Raw genomic sequence first — 18,571 nt, forward strand, 5'->3', positions numbered from 1 at the left:
CGGGAGCTGCGTTGCGCCCTGACTCCAAACGCTGGCAATACAATTGCTCAAACTGTGCCAGAGTTTCGGCGCCACTCGCTCGGATGAGGCTGGCGGCGCAAGTCTGTTTTGGGGGCGTGGTGGACAGCGGTGTCTTTCTGTCCCCTCACATTGCGCCCCTCTCTGGGCCTGGGCCCTGTCTGCGACGGCTTTGCTCCAGAATCCAGGTCAGTGGGGGAGGGCACGCCCCCGCTTCATGAATTTGTCAGTGGCTGCTGACGACGACTGCCGCTGGCTTCACCTCAAATCAAGTCCAGATAGCGTTGCAGCTCCCAGGGGTGCACAGCGGCGCTGTATTCGCGCCACTCGGCCTGCTTGGCCTCCACAAAATGATCCAGCACATGTTCGCCCAGCGCGCGGGCCATGACCTCGTCCTTTTGCAGTTCTTCAACAGCCTCGCGCAGGTCGGTGGGCAGCTCCTTGACGCGGTGATGGCGCTTCTCGCGCACCGTCATCTTGAAGATGTTGCGCTGAATGGCGGGCGGCGGCTCCATCCCCTGCTCGATGCCGTCCAGGCCAGCGGCCAGCATCACGGCCAGCGCCAGGTAGGGGTTGCAGCTGGGGTCAGGCATCCGCACCTCGGCGCGGGTGGAATTGCCGCGTTTGGCCGGTATACGGATCAGCGCCGAGCGGTTGCTGGTGCTCCAGGCGATATTCACGGGCGCCTCAAACCCCGGCACCAGGCGTTTGTAACTGTTGACCAGCGGATTGGTGACGGCTGCCATCCCGGCAGCGTGGTCCAGCAGCCCGGCTATGAACTGCTCGGCAGTGCGCGACAGGCCGTATTCGCCCTCAGGGTCGGCAAAGGCGTTGCGGCCGCCCTTAAACAGGCTCAGGTGGCAGTGCATCCCGCTGCCGTTGACGCCCGGCATGGGCTTGGGTAAAAAGCTGGCCAGCAGGCCGTATTCCAGCGCCACGCGCTTGACCACAAACTTGAAGGTCGCAATGCGGTCGGCGGTTTCCAGCGCCGGGGCGTACCGGAAGTCAATCTCGTGCTGGCCGGGCGCGACCTCATGGTGGGCGGCTTCAATCTCAAAGCCCATCTCGACCAGTTTGTTGGTGATCTCGCGGCGGATGCGCTCGCCCTTGTCAATCGGGGCCAGGTCAAAGTACCCGGCGCGGTCGTGGGTGACGGTGCTGCCAGTGCCGTCCGGGGTGCGTTCAAACAGAAAGAACTCGGGTTCGGTGCCCACGAACATCTCGAAGCCCTTGTCCTGCGCGCGGGCAATCTGGCGCTTGAGCACCTGCCGGGGGTCGCCTTCAAAGGGGGTGCCGTCCGGCAAGGTCACGTCGCAAATCAGGCGCGCCACCTTGCCGCGCTCGCCTTCCTCGCGCGAAAACTGCGGGTAAATCAGAAAGGTGCCCAGGTCCGGGCGCAGCAGCATGTCGGATTCCTCGACGCGGGTAAACCCCTCCACGGCGCTGCCATCAAAAGTCACGTCGCCGCTCAGGGCCTTGGCAAACTGCGATTTGGGCACTTCCACGTTCTTGGTGGTGCCCAGAATGTCGGTGAACTGCAGGCGCAGAAACTTGACCTCCGCCTCTTGCAGCTGAGCCAGAATCTGCTCGCGGGTGGGCGGTGGGATGGGGGTACGGGGGGACATGGACAGAGGGTCTCCAGGGGAAAGAGTGAGGTGGGAACGGTTGTGCCGAAATGCTACGGCGTTCTCCAGCTAAAAGAGGCACGGTGCAACTTGTATTCACTGATTTGATCAGACGCTTTGACAAGTCGCAACAAAGTGCAAGCCAGAGTCGGCCAAACGGGACAGGTGATGTCGAAAGTCGCATCTTGTTCAGGAGAATGCGTTGACCGCTCTCGGCTACCCCTCCTATACTCGCCGGCGAGGACGCCCGGCAGGGGCGGGGGCTTTACGTGGAATTGAGGGACGGACACCACGCGGCGCCCCACCCCGCCCTGCCGCGCACAGGGAGCGACATGAACCATGACTTCGACGTGATTTCTGCGGCCCGCAACTGGCGCACGGACGCCGCCGCGACCGCCACCCCCAGCGACATCGTGACCGGCGTGTATGCCAGCGATGTGCTGACCCTGGAGCAGCTGAGGGCGCGCCTGAGCAAGCCGACGTTCAAGAGCATTCAGGCCACGCTGGAGCGCGGCGCGACCCTAGACCCCAGCATTGCTGACACCGTGGCCCTGGCCATGAAGACCTGGGCGATGGAAAAGGGCGCGACCCACTACACCCACTGGTTTCATCCGCTGACCGGCGCCACCGCCGAGAAGCACGACTCGTTCGTCTCGCCCGACGGCGACGGCGCGGCTATTGCCACCTTCAGCGGCAAGGAACTGATTCAGGCCGAACCCGACGCCTCGTCCTTTCCCTCGGGCGGCCTGCGCGCCACCTTTGAAGCGCGCGGCTACACCGCCTGGGATTCCAGCAGCCCGGCCTTTATCATGCGCCACGCCAACGGGGCGACCCTGTGCATTCCCACTGCCTTTGCCAGCTGGACCGGCGAGGCGCTGGACACCAAGACCCCGCTGCTGCGTTCGGTAGAAGCACTGAATAAGGCTGTAACGCCGGCCCTGAAACTGTTTGGCGCCAGCGAGGGGACGCGCGTGGGCAGCACCCTGGGCGCCGAGCAGGAATACTTCCTGATTGCCGAGGAATACTTTTACCGCCGCCCCGACCTCGTGATGACCGGGCGCACCCTGTTTGGCGCCCAGCCGCCGCGCGGCCAGGAACTCGAAGACCACTACTTCGGCGCCATCCCCGACCGCGTGCTGAGCTTCATGACCGACGCCGAGACCCAGCTGTACGCCCTGGGCATTCCGGTCAAGACCCGTCACAACGAGGTGGCCCCCGGCCAGTTTGAGATCGCCCCTATCTTCGAGGACAGCAACATTGCCGCTGACCACCAGCAGCTCACCATGCAGGTGCTGCGCAATACGGCGCGCAAGTACGGCCTGGTGGCCCTGCTGCACGAGAAGCCCTTTGCGGGCGTGAACGGTTCGGGGAAGCACTGCAACTGGAGCATGGCGACCAACAAGGGCGAGAACCTGCTGGAACCCGGTGACACCCCCCACGAGAACATGCAGTTCCTGTTTTTCACCAGCGCTGTCATTAAGGCCGTGGATGAACACCAGGACCTGCTGCGTATCAGCGTCGCCAGCGCCAGCAACGACCACCGCCTGGGGGCCAACGAAGCGCCGCCCGCCATCATCTCCATCTTCCTGGGCAGCGAACTGAGCGAGATTTTTGACCGTCTGGAATCGGGTCAGGGCGGGCGCGGCACGGAAGCCGGTCTGCTGGGCCTGGGCACCAGCGTGCTACCCCCACTGCCCCGCCATGCGGGGGACCGCAACCGCACGAGCCCCTTCGCCTTTACGGGCAACAAGTTCGAATTCCGTGCGGCGGGCAGCAGCCAGAGCATTTCCTTCCCGATCACCGTCCTGAACACCATCGTGGCCGACGCGGTCACGGCCCTGACCGCCGAATTGCAGGCCAAGCTGGAGGCCGGCGGCGACCTGAACGCCGCCCTGGCCGACATCGTGAAGGCCACCTACAGCGCCCACAAGCGCATTGTGTTTAACGGCGACGGCTACAGTGACGAGTGGCACCAGGAAGCCGAGAAGGACCGTGGGCTCCTGAACCTGCGGACCACCCTGGACGCCGTCGAGCACCTGACCGACGAGAAAAATGCTGCGCTGTTCGCCAAGTTTGGCGTCCTGAGCGACCGCGAGCTGGCGGCCCGTCAGGAAATCATGTACGACATCTACTTCAAGACGGTGAACATCGAGGGCGAAACCACCGAGTACATGGCCCGCACCATGATTCTGCCCGCCGCGGTGAAGTACCTGGGCGACCTGCGGGCGGCGGGGGCTGGCCGCGCCGTCACCGCCATCTCGGGTGAGGTTGAGGCGGCGGCTGACGCCCTGTACGACGCCGTGCAGAGCCTGAGTGAGCAGAACGCGGCCACCGGCGGCGACGAGGTCCACGACAAGGCCCACCACATGCGCGACCATGTCCTGCCCGCCATGAGTGCCGTGCGCACGGCCGCTGACGCACTGGAAAAGGTCGTGGCCGAGCAGCACTGGCCTCTGCCTACTTACCGCCAGATGCTCTTTGTGAAGTAACCGAGCAGCAAACCTCTCGCGCCCCGGAAGCTAGAAGCCGGGGCGCGTTTCTTCGTCCAGAGAGATGGGCTAGAGGCTCGCCTTATCTACGTCAAAGCCGAAAGGTGGGGGAGTGCAGAGCCAAAGGGCAGCAAAAAAGCGATTTCCTGAAGAGGCCGACCGCCGCTCTGGTTACCGGGTTTCGGTCAGGAGAGGTAGCTGGGCTTCGTGGACCACCTGGGCCACCCAGCGCTGCACCCGCTCTGGGGTCAACTCGGGCTGGTTGTCCTCGTCCAGCGGAAGGTCCACAAACAGGTTGTTCTGCACGGCTCGTGAGGCGCCGAAGTCGTAGCCGGCCGTGCTGACCTTGCCAATCAGGGCCGCGCCACTGGCCTGGGCGGCGGCGGCCAGAATCCCCAGCGCGTCCTGAAAGGTTTCTGGGTAGCCGTACTGGTCTCCGCAGCCAAAGAACCCCACCTGTACGCCGGTCAGGTCAAGTGCCTGGAAGGCCTCCAGCTGGTCTTCCCAGTCGTACTGAAGTTCGCCGATATCCCAGGTCGAGCAGCCGAGCAAGAGCACCTGATGCTCGGGCAGGCGACTCAGGTTGGCCTTGCGGATGTCCTGAGGCTGGAGGGTCAGGCCTGTCAGGCTCTTCAGGGCGTCCGCGATAAGGCCAGCGGCGTGCTGGGTCACGCCATTAGAAGAGCCGTAATACAGGCCCACTGTGCTTTGAGAAGGAAGTGAGGTCATGGGCGGTTTCTCCTTGGAGAGGCCGGCGGTCACTTGACGGCCTGGCTGGGGCAAGAGGTTCTAGAAAAGAGCGGGCAGGGCTCACGTCCCAAAACTCCCTCTATCCTGATAAACCTGATAGGAATAGTCAAGTTATCTTCTCTCTCTAGGCTGGACAGCACGGCTTTCAGTGGGCTGGGCAGGTGGAATGCAGCAGCAAGAGGAGTAAACTGCCCAGTGTGCTGAACCTGCTGCGCCGATCCGCTGTTACGCCTGCCGAACTGGATGAAGGACTGGCAGCGCTGGGGCTGGACGGCACGCAGCATGTGATTATCCATGCCAGTCTGAAGGCCTTTGGCACTCTGGAGGGCGGGGCGGCGGCGGTGGTTGACGCGCTGGCGGCCCGCACGGCGACGGTGGTGGCCCCTGCCTTTACCTACAGCACGCTGCTCTCACGGCCGACCTCGGTGACAAACGCGCGCTTTACTCGGACCTCCAAGGTGAGCCGTGACATCGGGCGTGTGCCGCAGGAACTGGTGGACCGCGCCGAGGCGCTGCGGTCGTTTCACCCCACCCTGAGTTTCATTGCGCTGGGACAGGAGGCCGCGCGGATCACGCAGGCCCAGTCTCTGCAAAGTCCCTATCAGCCGATTGGCGCCCTGTACGACCTGGACGGCTACGCGCTGCTGATGGGCGTGGATTTTGGCAGCAACACCAGCGTGCATTACGGCGAACATGTGGCCGGCATGCCGCTGCTGACGCGCTACGTGCCGCTTGAGGGTCAGGTGGTCCCCACCGCCTTCCCCAATTGCTCAGCGGACTTTGACAACCTCGCGCCTGAAGTGCATCTGGGCCTGCGCAGCACCCAGGTGGGCGGCGCCACCCTGCGCCTGTACCGGGTGCGCCGCCTGGTAGACGCCACGGTGAACCTGCTGGGCCGTAACCCTGAAGCGCTGCTGTGCACCTACCGCTCGTGCCGCTGCCAGGAGGTCCGTGCGCTGGTGCGCGAGCGGGGCCTGCAGCCGCGCCTCCACCGGGGCCTGCTGAACTGACCAGCTGAACGGACGACAGGCCGGCGGCTTCAGCAAGGGGAGACTGACCACCTGGACTTCTTGATGGGGTCCTTTGGTGTGCTGACTCTGCTTTGCCTCCAACCTGCGCCCCACGCCTTTACGCCAGTCGCTTTTCGCTGCTGTGGCCAGGGCGCACCTTCAGGTCGGGGCGCACATGGTGCGCGGCATGATTGGCTGCCACCGCCGCCTGCGCCAGCCCCACCGAAATCAGTTTGAAGTCGGCGCCTGAACGCGCCACGTCGCCGGCCACAAACACGCCGTTCAGAGCGGTGTGGCCTCCCAGCGCGTCGGGGATGTACTCGCCCTGCCAGGCCAGCGGCCAGGTCTGGGCCGCGCTCAGGTCCGGCAGGTAACCGTTCAGAATCAGGACGGTGTCGGCGGGGACGGTGCGATCCTGGCCGTCCACGCTCAGGTGGGCGGCACCGGGGCTGAGGTGACTGAGAACGGCGGGGGCCAGCACGTCCAGCTGCCCCTCGGCCTGCGCGGCGTTCAGACCGGCCAACTCGGCTGCGCTGCCCCGGAAGCCCACGCGGCGGTGCGTCAGGGTGACATGTGCTCCGGCTCCGCTGAGTTCCAGTGCGGCGCGGGTGGCCTGCGGCACGCCGCCCACAATCAGGACGCGCCGGCCCGCAAATCCGCTGGGGTCGGGAATGTCGGTGCGGACATCCGCGTGGCCACCCGTGGGCAGGCGCACCTCGCGCGGCCGCAGGGCGCCCAGGCCCAGCGCCAGAATCACAGCGCCTGCGGTGAAGGTGTGCGGGCCTTCCGGCGTCTCAGCTTGCACGGTCCAGCTGCCATTGAGCTGCTCCAGGGTGTGTGCCAGGGTGTGCAGGTGGGTCGTCACGTCCAGCCCGTCCAGCTGCCGGCGCAGCCCAGCCACCAGGTCGGCAGCCGGAGTGGCGGGGAGGCCCGGCACGTCATACACGCGCTTGTCAGGGTACAGGGCGCTCAGCTGGCCGCCCACCTCGCCCCGGGCTTCCAGCAGGCGCACACTCAGGCCGCGCCAGGCGGCGTAAAAGGCGGCGTGCAGGCCGGCAGGACCGGCGCCAATCACCAGCACATCGGCCGGCAGGACAGGGTCACTCATGCCGCTGAGTATCGCAGAGGAAGCAAAAAAAACGTCCCCCGCCGTTACAGGCGCAGGGACGCAAATGGGTGCTGTTGGAGTTCGGCGTACTGGCCGTTCTGTCAACTTGGGAGAGCGCTGAAGCCGCTTCAGGCCTTACGCCAGGGGCCCGGAGTTCCCCAGTTGGTGCACAAGCTCAGCGCGGCCGCTTACCCCCGGCGCAGCCCCAGCATGGCCTCGCGGTGAACCACCTTGGCGCGGGGGCGCCCCAGCGTTTTGCCCTCGGCCAGTTCGTGGGCGTCCAGCACCTGCCAGTCGGCAAAGGTGTAGACGTGAACGCCCTTGCTGGCCAGCAGCGCGTCTACGGCCTCCCGGGTGGACTGCGCCGCGCCGGGCAGCGCGCCCGCTTTGGCATCGGCCAGCAGGTGGGCCACGGTGTCGGTGGCATCCTTGCGGTTGGTCCCGACCACGCCGCTGGGGCCGCGCTTGATCCAGCCGGCGGTGTACTCGCCGGCCCGACCTTCCACCCGGCCTTCCGCGTTGGGAATCACGCCGCGCTTCTCGTCAAAGGGCACGCCCGGCAGCGCCACGCCCCGGTAGCCCACCGAGCGCAGCACCATCTGGGCGGGCAGCACCTCGTACTCGCCGGTGCCCACGGCGTTGCCGTTCTCATCCAGTCGGTTGCGCTCGACCTTTAAGCCGCCCACGCGCCCATGACCATCATCCAGAATCTCGACTGGCGAGACCAGAAAGCGCAGGTGAACGCGGCGGGGTTTGTCTTCAGGTTCATGGGCGGCGAATTCACGCAACACCTCGACATTCTTTTTCTTGGTGTTATCGGTGATGGCCGCTTCTTCAGCGTCCGTCAGGGCGATCTCGGTAGGGATGACCACCGGCTCGGCGTCACTCAGCTCGCCGAATTCGCGCAGTTCCTTGGTGGTAAAGGCCGCCTGCGCCGGGCCACGGCGGCCCAGAATCCAGATGTCCTGCACCGGGCTGCTGTCCAGCGCCGTCAGGGCGTGCGCCGCAATGTCACTCCTGTGCAGTTCCTGGGTGGTTTTCGCCAGGATCCGGCTCACATCCAGTGCCACGTTGCCCACGCCGACCACGGCCACACCGCTGGCGTGCAGCAGCAGTTCACGCGCCGCCGCGTCGGGGTGCCCGTTGTACCAGGCCACAAATTCAGTGGCGCTCATGCTGCCGGCCAGGTCTTCGCCGGGAATGCCCAGGCGGCGGTCGCTGCTGGCCCCCACGGCGTACAGCACGGCGTCGTAGTGGGCCAGGGCCTCCTCATGGGTCAGGTCGGTGCCAAACTCCACGTTGCCCAGAAAACGCACGCGGGGGTCGGCCAGGGTCTTTTCAAACCCCTTGGTCACGCTTTTAATCGTCAGGTGGTCGGGCGCCACGCCGTACCGCACCAGGCCGTAGGGCGTGGGCAGGCGGTCATACACGTCCACCTCGGCCGGCACGTCGGTCTGCTTGAGCAGGGCTTCGGCGGCATACACGCCGCTGGGGCCGCTGCCAATGACAGCCACGCGCAGGGGACGCTCTGGGGTATAGATCGGGGTCACCGGCTGAGTGTACGCAGAGGCGAGAGCGGTGGGAATGCCCGGTGTCCAGTCTGGGTGTCACGTCGGCAGAAACAGAAAATATGACCCCACAACAAAACGCCGCCGTCCGGGGTGGACTGCGGCGCTGAACAGCTGAGGTTATGCGGCGGCAATCTCGCTGAGAGCGGCCTCGTTCTTGAGGGTGATCTTGCCGTAGCCGGCGCTGATCACGCCTTCACGGCTCAGCTCGCCCACTACCTTGGTCACGGTCTCGCGCACGCTGCCCACGGCGGCGGCCAGTTCGTCGTGCGTGGCGTAGATCAGGGTCTCGCCGCTGTCGAGCTGGGTGGCCAGGGCGGTGTCCTTGAGCTCCAGCAGTTCGCCAGCGATGCGGGCGCGCAGGCGCTTGCCGACCAGGCGGTAGATGCTCTCGTAGGCGCGCTCCAGGGTACGCACGAGGTGAGTGGTCACCACCAGGTTGTCTTCAGCGCTCATCAGGGCGGGGTTAATCACGTCAATGGCGCTGTCGGTCACGGCTTCGGCAAAGTAGGCGCGGTTGACGCCCGCCAGGGCTTCCTCGCCAAAGTACTCGCCGGGCTTCACATACCGCAGGGTCAGGCCGTTGCCGTCGTCGTCCATGGTGTGCACGCGGACCAGACCAGTCGAAACGCGGTACAGCATGTCGCTCTTGCCGGGGTAGAGGATGACGGCGCCGGGGCGGTAGGTCACGGTATCAACAAAGGTGCGGGTGTTTGTCGTGGTCATTGTGGTCGCCTCCTGAGGCGGAAGGTGTGGAGAACTGTGCGCCGGGACCATTCCCGACATGGTCACAGTGTAACCCAAAATCACTTTTTTGTAAACAGTTTTGTTTCTTTAATCCACGTTGAGGTTACAGACTGGCTGACGGGTCATCTGGCAAGGAAATGGCGCTGGGCGCGGGTCTACTCTGCGCAGGGAAAGGGGACAGGCCTCACCCAATCCACATCGCAGGGAAGAAAAAACCCAGGGCTATCGCGCCCTGGGCCGGCCAAGAGGCCGCAGGCTTAGAGGTCGTCCTCGCGGCGGATGGGGAAGGCGCTGATCACGCTGTCCTTGTCGGCAATGTTGATGACCTTCACGCCCTGGGCGTTGCGGCCGGTCACGCGCACCTCTTCCACGCGGGTGCGGATCACAGTGCCCTTCTCGGTCAGCACCATCAGTTCCTCGTTGCCGCCCACGCGCGCCAGGGTCATCAGTTTCCCAGTCTTGTCGGTGACGTCCAGGGTGATGACGCCCATGCCGCCGCGGCCCTTGGCGGGGTAGTCGCCCACGGGGGTGCGCTTGCCCAGGCCGCACTCGCTGACGGCCAGCAGTTCGCTGTCCACATCGCTGCCCGGCACCAGCGCCATGCTGACCACGGCGTCGTCCTCGCCGTCGCGCAGGCGAATCCCAATGACACCCTGGGTGGCGCGGCCCGTGTCCCGCACCTCGCTGCTCTCAAAGCGCATGGCCTTGCCGTTGCGGGTGGCCAGCACTACATGGTCGCCGTCCTGCACGATGCCCACCGAAATCAGTTCGTCGCCGGGTTGCAGGTTGATGGCGATCAGGCCCGCTGACGTGATGTTGCCGTAATCCGTAATTAGCGTCTTCTTCACGATGCCCTTGCGGGTGGCGAAGATGAAGCAGCCGGTCTCGTCAAAGCCCCCAACGCTCAGCACCGAGGCGATGTTCTCGTCTTCGCGCAGGCTGGGCAGCAGGTTGCGGATGTGGGTGCCCTTGGCGTCGCGCCCGGCTTCTGGGAGGTCGTAAATCTTCTCGTGGAACACGCGCCCGGCGTCCGTGAAGAACAGCAGGTAATCGTGCGTGCTGCCCACGAAGACGCGGGTGTTCACGTCCTCCTCGCGCAGCTTGCCGCCCGACGCGCCGCGGCCGCCCCGGCTCTGGGCGCGGTAGGCGTCCAGTTTGGTGCGCTTGAGGTAGCCGGCCTTGGTCATGGTGATGACCATGTCCTCGACGGCAATCAGGTCTTCTTTGCTGATGTCCTCTTCCAGCAGGGTGATGGCGCTGCGCCGCTCGTCGCCGTAGCTGTCGCGGATGTGGCGGATTTCTTTCTTGATCTCGCGCCACAGCAGTTTCTCGTCGCCCAGGATGGACTGGAGGAAGGCAATCGTCTTTTGCAGTTCGTCGTACTCGCCCTGGAGCTTCTCGCGCTCCAGGCCCACCAGCCGCTGCAGGCGCATGTCCAGAATCGCCTGCGACTGCACTTCGGTCAGGCCAAAGCGGGCCATCAGGGCGTCGCGCGCCTCGGCGCCGGTGTTGCTGGCGCGGATGAGGCTGATGACCTCGTCAATGTGGTCCAGCGCCTTCAGGAGCCCTTCGAGGATGTGGGCGCGTTCCTGGGCTTTGTCCAGCTCGTACTGGGTGCGCCGCGTCACCACGTCCCGGCGGTGGGCCAGGAAATACTGCATGGTGTCAATCAGCGGCAGCACGCGCGGCTCGCCGTTCACGATGCTGAGGTTGATGACGGTAAACGTTCCTTGCAGCTGCGTGTACTTGTACAGCTGATTCAGGACCAGCGTGGGAATCGCGCCGCGCTTGAGATCAATCACGATGCGCACGGGGTCCTTGCGGTCCGATTCGTCGCGCAGGGCGCTGATGTCTGGGATTTTCCCCGCCTTGTACATCGCGGAAATCGTCTGAATCAGGTTGGTCTTGTTCACCTGATAGGGAATTTCCGAGATGATGATCTGCGTGCGGCCGTTTTTCTCGTCAATGCGGGCCTTGCCGCGCACCTTCAGGCCGCCGTGACCGGTGGTGTAGGCCTCGCGGATGCCGGCCTTAGAAATGCGCCCGCCAGTCGGAAAGTCTGGCCCCTGCACGTGGGTCATCATCTCGTCCAGGCCAATATTTGGGTTCTCAATCAGCGCCAGCAGGCCATTGCAGATTTCCGTGAGGTTGTGCGGCGGAATGTTTGTCGCCATGCCCACGGCAATCCCCGACGCGCCGTTGATGAGGAGGTTGGGCACCGCGCTGGGCAGCACCGACGGTTCCTCGGTGGTCTCGTCGTAGTTGGGCTTGAGGTCCACCGTCTTCTTTTCAAGGTCGGCCAGAACTTCCTCGGCCACCTTGGTCATACGCGCCTCGGTGTAGCGCATGGCGGCGGGCGGGTCGCCGTCAATGGACCCGAAGTTGCCCTGCGGGTGAACCATCGGGTAGCGCATGTTCCACCACTGGCCCAGGCGCACCATCGCGTCGTAGATGCTGCTGTCGCCGTGCGGGTGGTATTTCTTCATGACCTCGCCGACCACCGACGCCGACTTGGCGTGCTTGTGGTTGGCGTACAGGCCTTCAAGCATCATCGCGTACATGATGCGGCGCTGCACGGGCTTCAGACCGTCGCGCACGTCCGGCAGCGCGCGGTCCACGATCACGTTCATGGCGTAGTTGATGAAGTTGGTCTTGACTTCGCTGGTGATGTCAACAGGATGAATTCCAGTCATGTGGCTCCAGTCAGGGCGGCTGCAGCAGCCGGGTCAGCCGGCAGCCAGAATGGTGAGGCCCGGCCTTTCCGGGAATGGAGAGATTCTATCACGAAATTATGCCTGGGGCGTAATAGAACCGACTCCCTCAATGGACCTATTGTAGCCTAAAAGCCGCGCCTATATCGGGATTCAGGCCACCCCGCCCGGCGGCTAGGGCCAGCTATCGTCACGCCTCATGACCCCTGTGCCAGATGGTGCCCTGAACTTCCGCCAGACCCTGCCCGGCCTGTACCGCAGCGGGAACCTCAGCCGCCTGAGTGGGCAGGGGAGAAGCGGCGTGCTGGCCTTGGGAGTGGCCCGCATTCTGGACCTCCGCACCCGCGCTGAACGTGGGCAGGACCCGCCGCCGTTTCTGGGCCACCCGGTTTACCTGAATCTGCCGCTGCTGCCTTACCGCAGCCGCGCCCTGAACGAAGCCACCGCTGCCGCGACCTGCAACGCCGACATCGGTGTGGCGCTGCTTGAACACGGCGCGAATGGGATGGTGACGGTACTGGGTGCCCTTCTGGACGCCCCTGAAGGCCCGCTGCTGATTCACTGCCACGCGGGCAAGGACCGCACAGGCCTGGTGGCGGCCCTATGCGGCGAACTGGCGGGCCTGTCCAGAGAGCAGATTGGCGCAGATTACGCGGCGTCTGGCCTGGCCCTGACCCAGTTCTACGCCGACCAGCAGGCCCGCCGCACGCCGGAGGAATGGACCAGATTGCTGCCCTTCGTGCCCTGCGCGCCGGAGGCTGTCCTGCGCCCACTAGCGTATCTGGACCAGACCTGGGGCAGCCCAGCCGCTTACCTGGACGCTTACGGCTTCAGCCTGGCCGAGCAGCGGCAGCTGGCGCAGCGGCTGGCCACTGCCTGACCCGGCGCCCAGCTGGGCCAGTGCCCCCAGTGGCCCCCACCGGGGCTGTCCGGGCGTGTCGGTGCCTGGCCTGGCGCCGGCCCTTATGATGTCCTCAGCATGCTCGAACACCTTTCCCAACTTGTGAAGGACGTGGACGGCGCGTGGGCCGCCGCTCTCGCTGGCTTAGACGGCCTCCTGATTGAATGGCACAGCACCACCGACCTGGACCTGAGCCTGATGGTGGCCGAACACGCCGGCATCTTCCGCGCCGCCAGCAGCGCCTATGACGTGACGCTGAACGGCGGGCAGACCCGTGAACTGTACCTGCGGGGCGAGCGTCTGGCGGTGTACCTGCATCCCATCAAAACCGACTACTTTCTGCTGCTGGCCATTGACGGGCGCAGCAACCTGGGTCAGGCCCGGCTGTACGGCCGCGACACCGCCCGCAAACTGGAGGCCACGCTGTGATTCTTGACCCTCTGCGGACCCTGCCGGGTGTGGTGGCCGCTGCCCTGGTGGGCCCCGACGGCCTGACCATCGAAGGCCACGGCGATGGCGGAGACGCCCTGGCCGCCGAACTGAGTGCCCTGCGGGTCGGCATGGACCGCACCTGCCGCCGCCTCGGCGCGGGCGAGGTCACCCGCATCGCCTTTACCAGCGAGCGCATTGAAGTGGTGGCCGTCACGATTGCCGACTTTATTCTGGGGGCCGCCATGACGCGCGGCACCGACACCCGCAACGCCCAGCAGACGCTGGCCCGCATCGTGCTGGACCTGCCCAACCTGCCCCGGCCGGAGGGCGCGTGATTGGTGAGCTGCTGTCGGTGCGCGGCGTGCGCCACGCGGCGCTGGTGGCCCCTGACGGCCAGGTGGTCGCCAAAGTGGGCCTGAGTGACGAGCAGACCGGCCCCGAGCTGACCCTGGTGGCGGCCGGCCGCGCGGTGATTGGCAGCCTGCAAACCAACCTGAAAAGCGGCGGCTGGCAGGAACTGCTGCTGGATGTGGACGGCGGCCCCGTGCTGCTGACCCCCCACGGCGACCAGATTCTGCTGACCGCCTTTGACGAGGTGGCCAGCCTGGGCCGCATCCGCTTTGCCGTGCGCCGCCTGCTGGGCAGCGCGTAGGGCAGAGGGGCTGTCCCATCACCCCGAACCCGCTCTGGCCTGAGGCCAGGACGGGTTTGCATTTGCCCCGGCCAGGGCGCGCTAGCGTGGGGCCATGATGGACCGCCCCCGCCGCCTGCGCCGCACGCCTGCACTGCGCGCCATGACTCAGGAAGTGCAGCTGCACCCCTCTCAGTTCATCTATCCCCTGTTCGTCCATGAGCGTGAGGATGTGACGCCTATCGCCACCATGCCCGGTGTGTCCCGGCACTCGGTGGCCAGCGCTGTAGAGCAGGCGCGGGAGGCCCTGTCGCTGGGCATTCCCAGCGTCATCCTGTTCGGCATTCCAGACCACAAAGACGCCCTGGGCACCCAGGCCTACGCTGAAGAGGGGGTGATTCAGCGGGCGACGCGGGCCATCAAGGCGCAGGTGCCGGGCGTCACAGTCATCGCGGACACCTGCCTCTGTGAATACACCGACCACGGCCACTGCGGCCCACTGTGTGAGGTGCCGGGTTTAAGCGGCGCCGACGCCTGGACGGTGGACAACGACGCCAGCCTGACCCTGCTGGCGCAAACGGCGGTGTCTCAGGCGCAGGCGGGAGCCGACGTGGTGGCGCCCAGCGCCATGATGGACGGCCAGGTGGCCGCCATTCGCGCCGCGCTGGACGAGGCGGGCTTTGCCCACATTCCCGTCATGAGTTACGCCGTGAAGTACGCCAGCGCCTACTACGGTCCTTTCCGGGACGCGGCGGGCAGTGCGCCCAGCGTGGGGCACCGCGCCACCTATCAGATGAACCCGGCGGGCGGCCACCGCGAAGCGCTGCGCGAAGCCCGCCTGGACGCCGAACAGGGCGCCGACACCCTGATGGTCAAGCCGGCCCTGGCCTACCTGGACGTGCTGAGCCTCTTGAGGCGCGAGTTTGACCTGCCAGTGGTGGCCTACAACGTGAGTGGCGAGTACGCGCTGGTCAAGGCCGCCGCCCAGGCCGGCTACATGGATGAGCGCCGCACCGTGCTGGAAACCCTGACGGGCATGCGCCGCGCCGGAGCCGACGCCATCATCACCTATCACGCACTGGACGCGGCGCGGTGGCTCCAAGAAGAGCAGGTGCGCCTATGACGACGAATTGGGAAAGGCGAGGGACCGCCTCTGAGGCTGGAGCCTCCAGAGCAGGTGAGGCTATGACGACGAATCAAGAATGGAAAAGTCTGTCTACGAGGTTGGGTCAACCTATGACTATCCGCCAGGAGCGCCTATGACAAGCGAGCAGTCACCCATCCGCATTGACTGGGTGCCCACGGGCCTGTGGCCGGGCCAACTGGGCCTGACTTTTGCGCCGGGGAAGAAGGGGGGCAGCGTCTACCAGCCTGGCGTGACCCATGACCGGGACATGCTGACCGATATGCGGACTCTGGCGCAGCAGGGCGCGGGCGTCATTGCGCCGCTACTGGAGGATTTTGAGTTTGATCTGCTGGGCATGGACGGCTACCACGACGCTGCTGGCACACATGGCCTGGAGGTCGTGCCCTATACCATTCCCGATGGGCGGGCGCCGCACGACCCGGACGATTTTGCATCGTACCTGGACGAATTGATGACCCATCTGCTTGAGGGTCGGCGCGTGATCGTGCATTGCCGGGGTGGGCTGGGGCGCGCTGGCCTGACGGCGGCGTGTCTGCTGGTGCAGGCCGGTATGGACGCTGACAGCGCCCTGGCCCTGGTGCGCCAGGCTCGTAGTCCCCACGCTGTCGAAACTGCCGAGCAGGAAGCCTTTTTGCAGGCGTTTGCCCAGTAGGAGGTTGGGGGGCCTGGAACCCTCTGCGCGTAACCCTCACGCTGGGTCAGGGTTCAGCGCCTAGACTAACCGCACCATGACTGCCTTACAGACGCTTCTTGGCGCGGCGCTGCTGACCCTGCTGGCTGCCTGTGCGCCAGCGGTCACGGCCGCTCAGCCTGGCCGCATCGTGAACACCCAGAGCGGCGCCGAGGGCACCGTGTCTTTCACGCGGGGCACCCTCAGCCCCCGCCTGGGTGACCCCTTTGCGCCGGACAACGCGACGCTGACCATCGGTGGCCGCACCTATACCGGGCGCACCTACCTGATCGGGGGCGGCAGCCTGCCGGGCGGCCTGGGCGTCAGTGTGGCGTTTGGGACTTCGAATGTCAGTGGCGAGCCGACGGCCGTGGCGGCCCAGACGCGCGTGGATGCTGGGCGGCCCGTGCCCGCTTATACCGGCAACCTGATCGCCCGTGCCCAGGGCGAGCCACCCGCGCTGCTGACCTGCACCCTGACGGTAGACACCCGAGAGCGTGGGGTGGGCGAGTGCATTGACGGCGCGGGCGTGCGCTACGCCCTGCAGTTCTGAGCCAGGGCTGGGCAAAGAGAGGTTGGGCCGCCGTTGACCCTGTGGTGAAGCCGATCAGCTGTTCCCGTTAGCAGCAGAATAAATTGCCAGGCGGCGCCTGAACTGCTATAGCCTTGCTCTGACCGACGAGCCGTCGCCCATCACTGAATGAGCGACAGCCCTCAGCAAGAGATGTTTATGCTGACATGCAGAGTGGACGGGTGTGCTGAGTAGAGCCGCTGAGAGGGCCTCCCTCTGATCTGAGCAGCCTTCAGGCGGGGTGGAAGGGCCGAATTTCCCTCTCCATACCCTCTTCGGGGGTGCCTCCCGAACCCTGGCGGCAACTGTCAGAATGCACCATGCAAGAGTCGCAGGGGAGCGTCGCACGTTCCCAGGAGACCCCTCTTCCGGCGGGGCACCTGCAGACTTTGCTTCAGGAGGCCCGTGCCGCCCGCACCGCCGAGGTGTGGCGGTGCCTGCCTCTGATGGAAGAGGCCCTGCCGCTGGCCCGTCAGGAGGGTGATCCTCGCCTGCTGGCCGAAGTCCTGACCCTACTGGGTCTGGGGCACATGATGACGGGGCAACTGCGCGCTGCTCTGGCGCCGCTGAACGAAGCCATTGAGCTGGCGACTGGGCCAGGCGCGCCTCATCTGCTGGCCGACGCCACGCTGTGCCTGGGCAAGACCCTGGGTGAGCTGGGCGACCCGGCGGCCATTGATTATCAGCGTGAGGCCCAGAGTCAGTACGCGGCGATGGGGGCGCGCCTGCAAGAGGCGGACGCAGTGCAGGCCCTGGGCCTGACCCTCCACAAACGTATGGAATACGAGGCGGCGGTGCCGATGCACCTGCGGGGCGTGGAAATGCAGCGGGCGCTGGGCCAGGAGCGCAGCGTCGGGTACGGTCTGGCCTACCTGGGCGAGACCTATGCCGACCTGGGCATGGCCACTCTGGACCACGACCCGGAGAAAGGCCGCACGATGCTGGCCCAGGCCGTCCCGCTGCTGACCGAGGCTGCCGAGATAGCCGCGCGCATGAATGACGCGCGGCTGCTGCGCACAGCGGCAGCGGCCCTGGCCCAGGTGGAATTTGACCGGGGCTTTGAGGACGTGGCTGAGGCCTGGCTGAAGCGGAGCTTTGAGGCGGCGCGCACGGCGCAGGACCGGCTGGGCGAGGCCTACTTGCACAAGGAGCAGGCCCGCCAGCAGCAGCGGCGCGGCGACCTGGCTGGGGCCCTGCGGACCCTTCACGTGGCCTGTGCCCTGATGGAAGCGGCTGGGGCGCAGAGTGGTCTGGTCAGCGTGCTGCGTCAGACGGCCGAGGTGCAGGAGGAGGCCGGTGACCTGGCCCTGGCCCTGGCCACCCAGCGCCGGACCCACACCCTGGAACTGGCCCTGCGAGACGAGGCCAACGAGACGCGCTTTCAGCTCGCCCGCTTCCGACTGGAAACCCAGCAGCACCGGGCCGAGGCCGAAAAGGAGCGCCGCCGCTCCGAGGCCCTGGAAGACCTGGTGCGCCAGCGCACCGCCCAGCTGGAGGCCAGTCACTTTGCCCTGCTGGAACGCCTGGCGGTGGTGGCCGAGTTCCGGGATTCGGAAACCGCCGACCACACGCGGCGCGTGGGGACTCTGGCGGCCCTGCTGGCCCAGCGGCTGGGTCTGCCCCCCTCAGAAGTCGCCATGCTGCAACTGGCCGCGCGCCTGCACGACATCGGCAAGATTGCCATTCCCGACGAGGTGCTCCTGAAATCAGGCCGCCTCAGTCCCGACGAATGGGCGCTGATGCAGACCCACGCGGCGCGCGGCGCCCAGATGCTGGCCGGGCGCGACTCGGCGCTGCTGACCATGGCCGAGGAAATCGCCTGGACCCACCACGAACGCTGGGACGGCAGCGGCTACCCGCGTGGGCTGGCCGGTGAGGCCATTCCCCTGGTGGGCCGGGTGGTGGCCCTGGCCGATGTCTACGACGCGCTGGGCCGGGTGCGGCCCTACAAGCCGGCGTGGTCGCACGCGGAGGTGGTGCAGGAGATTCAGCGCGGGGCCGGCCTCCACTTTGACCCGCAGGTGGTGGGCGCCTTTCTGGCCTTGCTGGCAGAAGGGCAGTGGCTTCCTGAAGTGTCAAAAGCCTGAATGGTGAACGGGAGCGAAGTTGACTCGCTCACATGGACGCCGATTGAATCGTCTGCAGAGACGATGGACTCCGAGCGGAGTAGCACGGCTTTGCAAGGCCGCTCTT

At 65.9% G+C, this 18,571-nt stretch carries 16 protein-coding genes; 10 read left to right on the forward strand and 6 right to left on the reverse strand.

The window, feature by feature from the left end; all coding sequences use genetic code 11:
- Positions 1 to 281: 281 nt before the first annotated feature.
- Entirely contained in the window at positions 282 to 1,643 is a 1,362-nt protein-coding gene (gene glnA, locus GO986_RS02245) for a type I glutamate--ammonia ligase (protein ID WP_157457585.1), read from the reverse strand.
- Positions 1,644 to 1,975: 332 nt separating this feature from the next.
- Here glnA and GO986_RS02250 point away from each other — a divergent pair, with 332 nt between their 5' ends.
- Positions 1,976 to 4,132, forward strand: coding sequence for a glutamine synthetase III family protein (locus GO986_RS02250; protein WP_157457704.1), 2,157 nt, complete (start codon positions 1,976 to 1,978; stop codon positions 4,130 to 4,132).
- A 171-nt stretch (positions 4,133 to 4,303) separates the two neighbouring features.
- On the opposite strand, the gene GO986_RS02255 is transcribed toward GO986_RS02250, so the two are convergent.
- Positions 4,304 to 4,861: a flavodoxin gene (locus tag GO986_RS02255; RefSeq protein WP_157457586.1), complete on the reverse strand. Its 558-nt coding sequence runs from the start codon at positions 4,859 to 4,861 to the stop codon at positions 4,304 to 4,306.
- Between the two features lie 218 nt (positions 4,862 to 5,079).
- Here GO986_RS02255 and GO986_RS02260 point away from each other — a divergent pair, with 218 nt between their 5' ends.
- Positions 5,080 to 5,892 carry an AAC(3) family N-acetyltransferase gene (locus GO986_RS02260; protein WP_369409096.1) on the forward strand — a complete coding sequence of 271 codons (813 nt, stop codon included), beginning with the start codon at positions 5,080 to 5,082 and terminating at the stop codon, positions 5,890 to 5,892.
- 118 nt (positions 5,893 to 6,010) lie between these two features.
- On the opposite strand, the gene GO986_RS02265 is transcribed toward GO986_RS02260, so the two are convergent.
- From GO986_RS02265 to gyrA, 4 genes are all read right to left on the reverse strand, one after another.
- Positions 6,011 to 7,105, reverse strand: coding sequence for an NAD(P)/FAD-dependent oxidoreductase (locus tag GO986_RS02265; RefSeq protein WP_255449176.1), 1,095 nt, complete (start codon positions 7,103 to 7,105; stop codon positions 6,011 to 6,013).
- An 83-nt stretch (positions 7,106 to 7,188) separates the two neighbouring features.
- The gene (locus tag GO986_RS02270; protein ID WP_369409097.1) at positions 7,189 to 8,550 is read right to left on the reverse strand and encodes an FAD-dependent oxidoreductase; all 1,362 of its coding nucleotides are present in this window, start codon (positions 8,548 to 8,550) and stop codon (positions 7,189 to 7,191) included.
- A 138-nt stretch (positions 8,551 to 8,688) separates the two neighbouring features.
- Positions 8,689 to 9,294: a helix-turn-helix domain-containing protein gene (locus GO986_RS02275; protein WP_198170356.1), complete on the reverse strand. Its 606-nt coding sequence runs from the start codon at positions 9,292 to 9,294 to the stop codon at positions 8,689 to 8,691.
- A gap of 278 nt (positions 9,295 to 9,572) precedes the next feature.
- Positions 9,573 to 12,008 (reverse strand): DNA gyrase subunit A, encoded by a 2,436-nt coding sequence (gene gyrA / locus GO986_RS02280; protein ID WP_157457588.1) that lies wholly within the window; start codon positions 12,006 to 12,008, stop codon positions 9,573 to 9,575.
- Between the two features lie 217 nt (positions 12,009 to 12,225).
- Here gyrA and GO986_RS02285 point away from each other — a divergent pair, with 217 nt between their 5' ends.
- From GO986_RS02285 to GO986_RS02320, 8 genes are all read left to right on the forward strand, one after another.
- Positions 12,226 to 12,906: a tyrosine-protein phosphatase gene (locus GO986_RS02285; protein WP_157457589.1), complete on the forward strand. Its 681-nt coding sequence runs from the start codon at positions 12,226 to 12,228 to the stop codon at positions 12,904 to 12,906.
- Positions 12,907 to 13,005: 99 nt separating this feature from the next.
- The gene (locus GO986_RS02290; protein ID WP_157457590.1) at positions 13,006 to 13,356 is read left to right on the forward strand and encodes a roadblock/LC7 domain-containing protein; all 351 of its coding nucleotides are present in this window, start codon (positions 13,006 to 13,008) and stop codon (positions 13,354 to 13,356) included.
- On the forward strand, positions 13,353 to 13,694 hold the full coding sequence (locus GO986_RS02295) for a roadblock/LC7 domain-containing protein (protein ID WP_224576871.1): 342 nt from the start codon (positions 13,353 to 13,355) through the stop codon (positions 13,692 to 13,694). The genes GO986_RS02290 and GO986_RS02295 overlap by 4 nt, the downstream gene beginning before the upstream one ends.
- On the forward strand, positions 13,691 to 14,011 hold the full coding sequence (locus GO986_RS02300) for a roadblock/LC7 domain-containing protein (RefSeq protein ID WP_224576870.1): 321 nt from the start codon (positions 13,691 to 13,693) through the stop codon (positions 14,009 to 14,011). The genes GO986_RS02295 and GO986_RS02300 overlap by 4 nt, the downstream gene beginning before the upstream one ends.
- A 94-nt stretch (positions 14,012 to 14,105) precedes the next feature.
- A complete protein-coding gene (gene hemB, locus GO986_RS02305; protein ID WP_157457591.1) occupies positions 14,106 to 15,113 on the forward strand; it encodes a porphobilinogen synthase in 1,008 nt (335 codons plus the stop codon).
- Positions 15,114 to 15,192: 79 nt separating this feature from the next.
- Entirely contained in the window at positions 15,193 to 15,789 is a 597-nt protein-coding gene (locus GO986_RS02310) for a cyclin-dependent kinase inhibitor 3 family protein (protein WP_157457592.1), read from the forward strand.
- Positions 15,790 to 15,865: 76 nt separating this feature from the next.
- Entirely contained in the window at positions 15,866 to 16,360 is a 495-nt protein-coding gene (locus GO986_RS02315) for a hypothetical protein (RefSeq protein ID WP_157457593.1), read from the forward strand.
- A gap of 338 nt (positions 16,361 to 16,698) precedes the next feature.
- Positions 16,699 to 18,465, forward strand: coding sequence for an HD domain-containing phosphohydrolase (locus tag GO986_RS02320; protein WP_157457594.1), 1,767 nt, complete (start codon positions 16,699 to 16,701; stop codon positions 18,463 to 18,465).
- Positions 18,466 to 18,571 lie beyond the last annotated feature (106 nt).

The organism is Deinococcus arboris (assembly GCF_009755355.1).
Lineage (GTDB): Bacteria > Deinococcota > Deinococci > Deinococcales > Deinococcaceae > Deinococcus > Deinococcus betulae.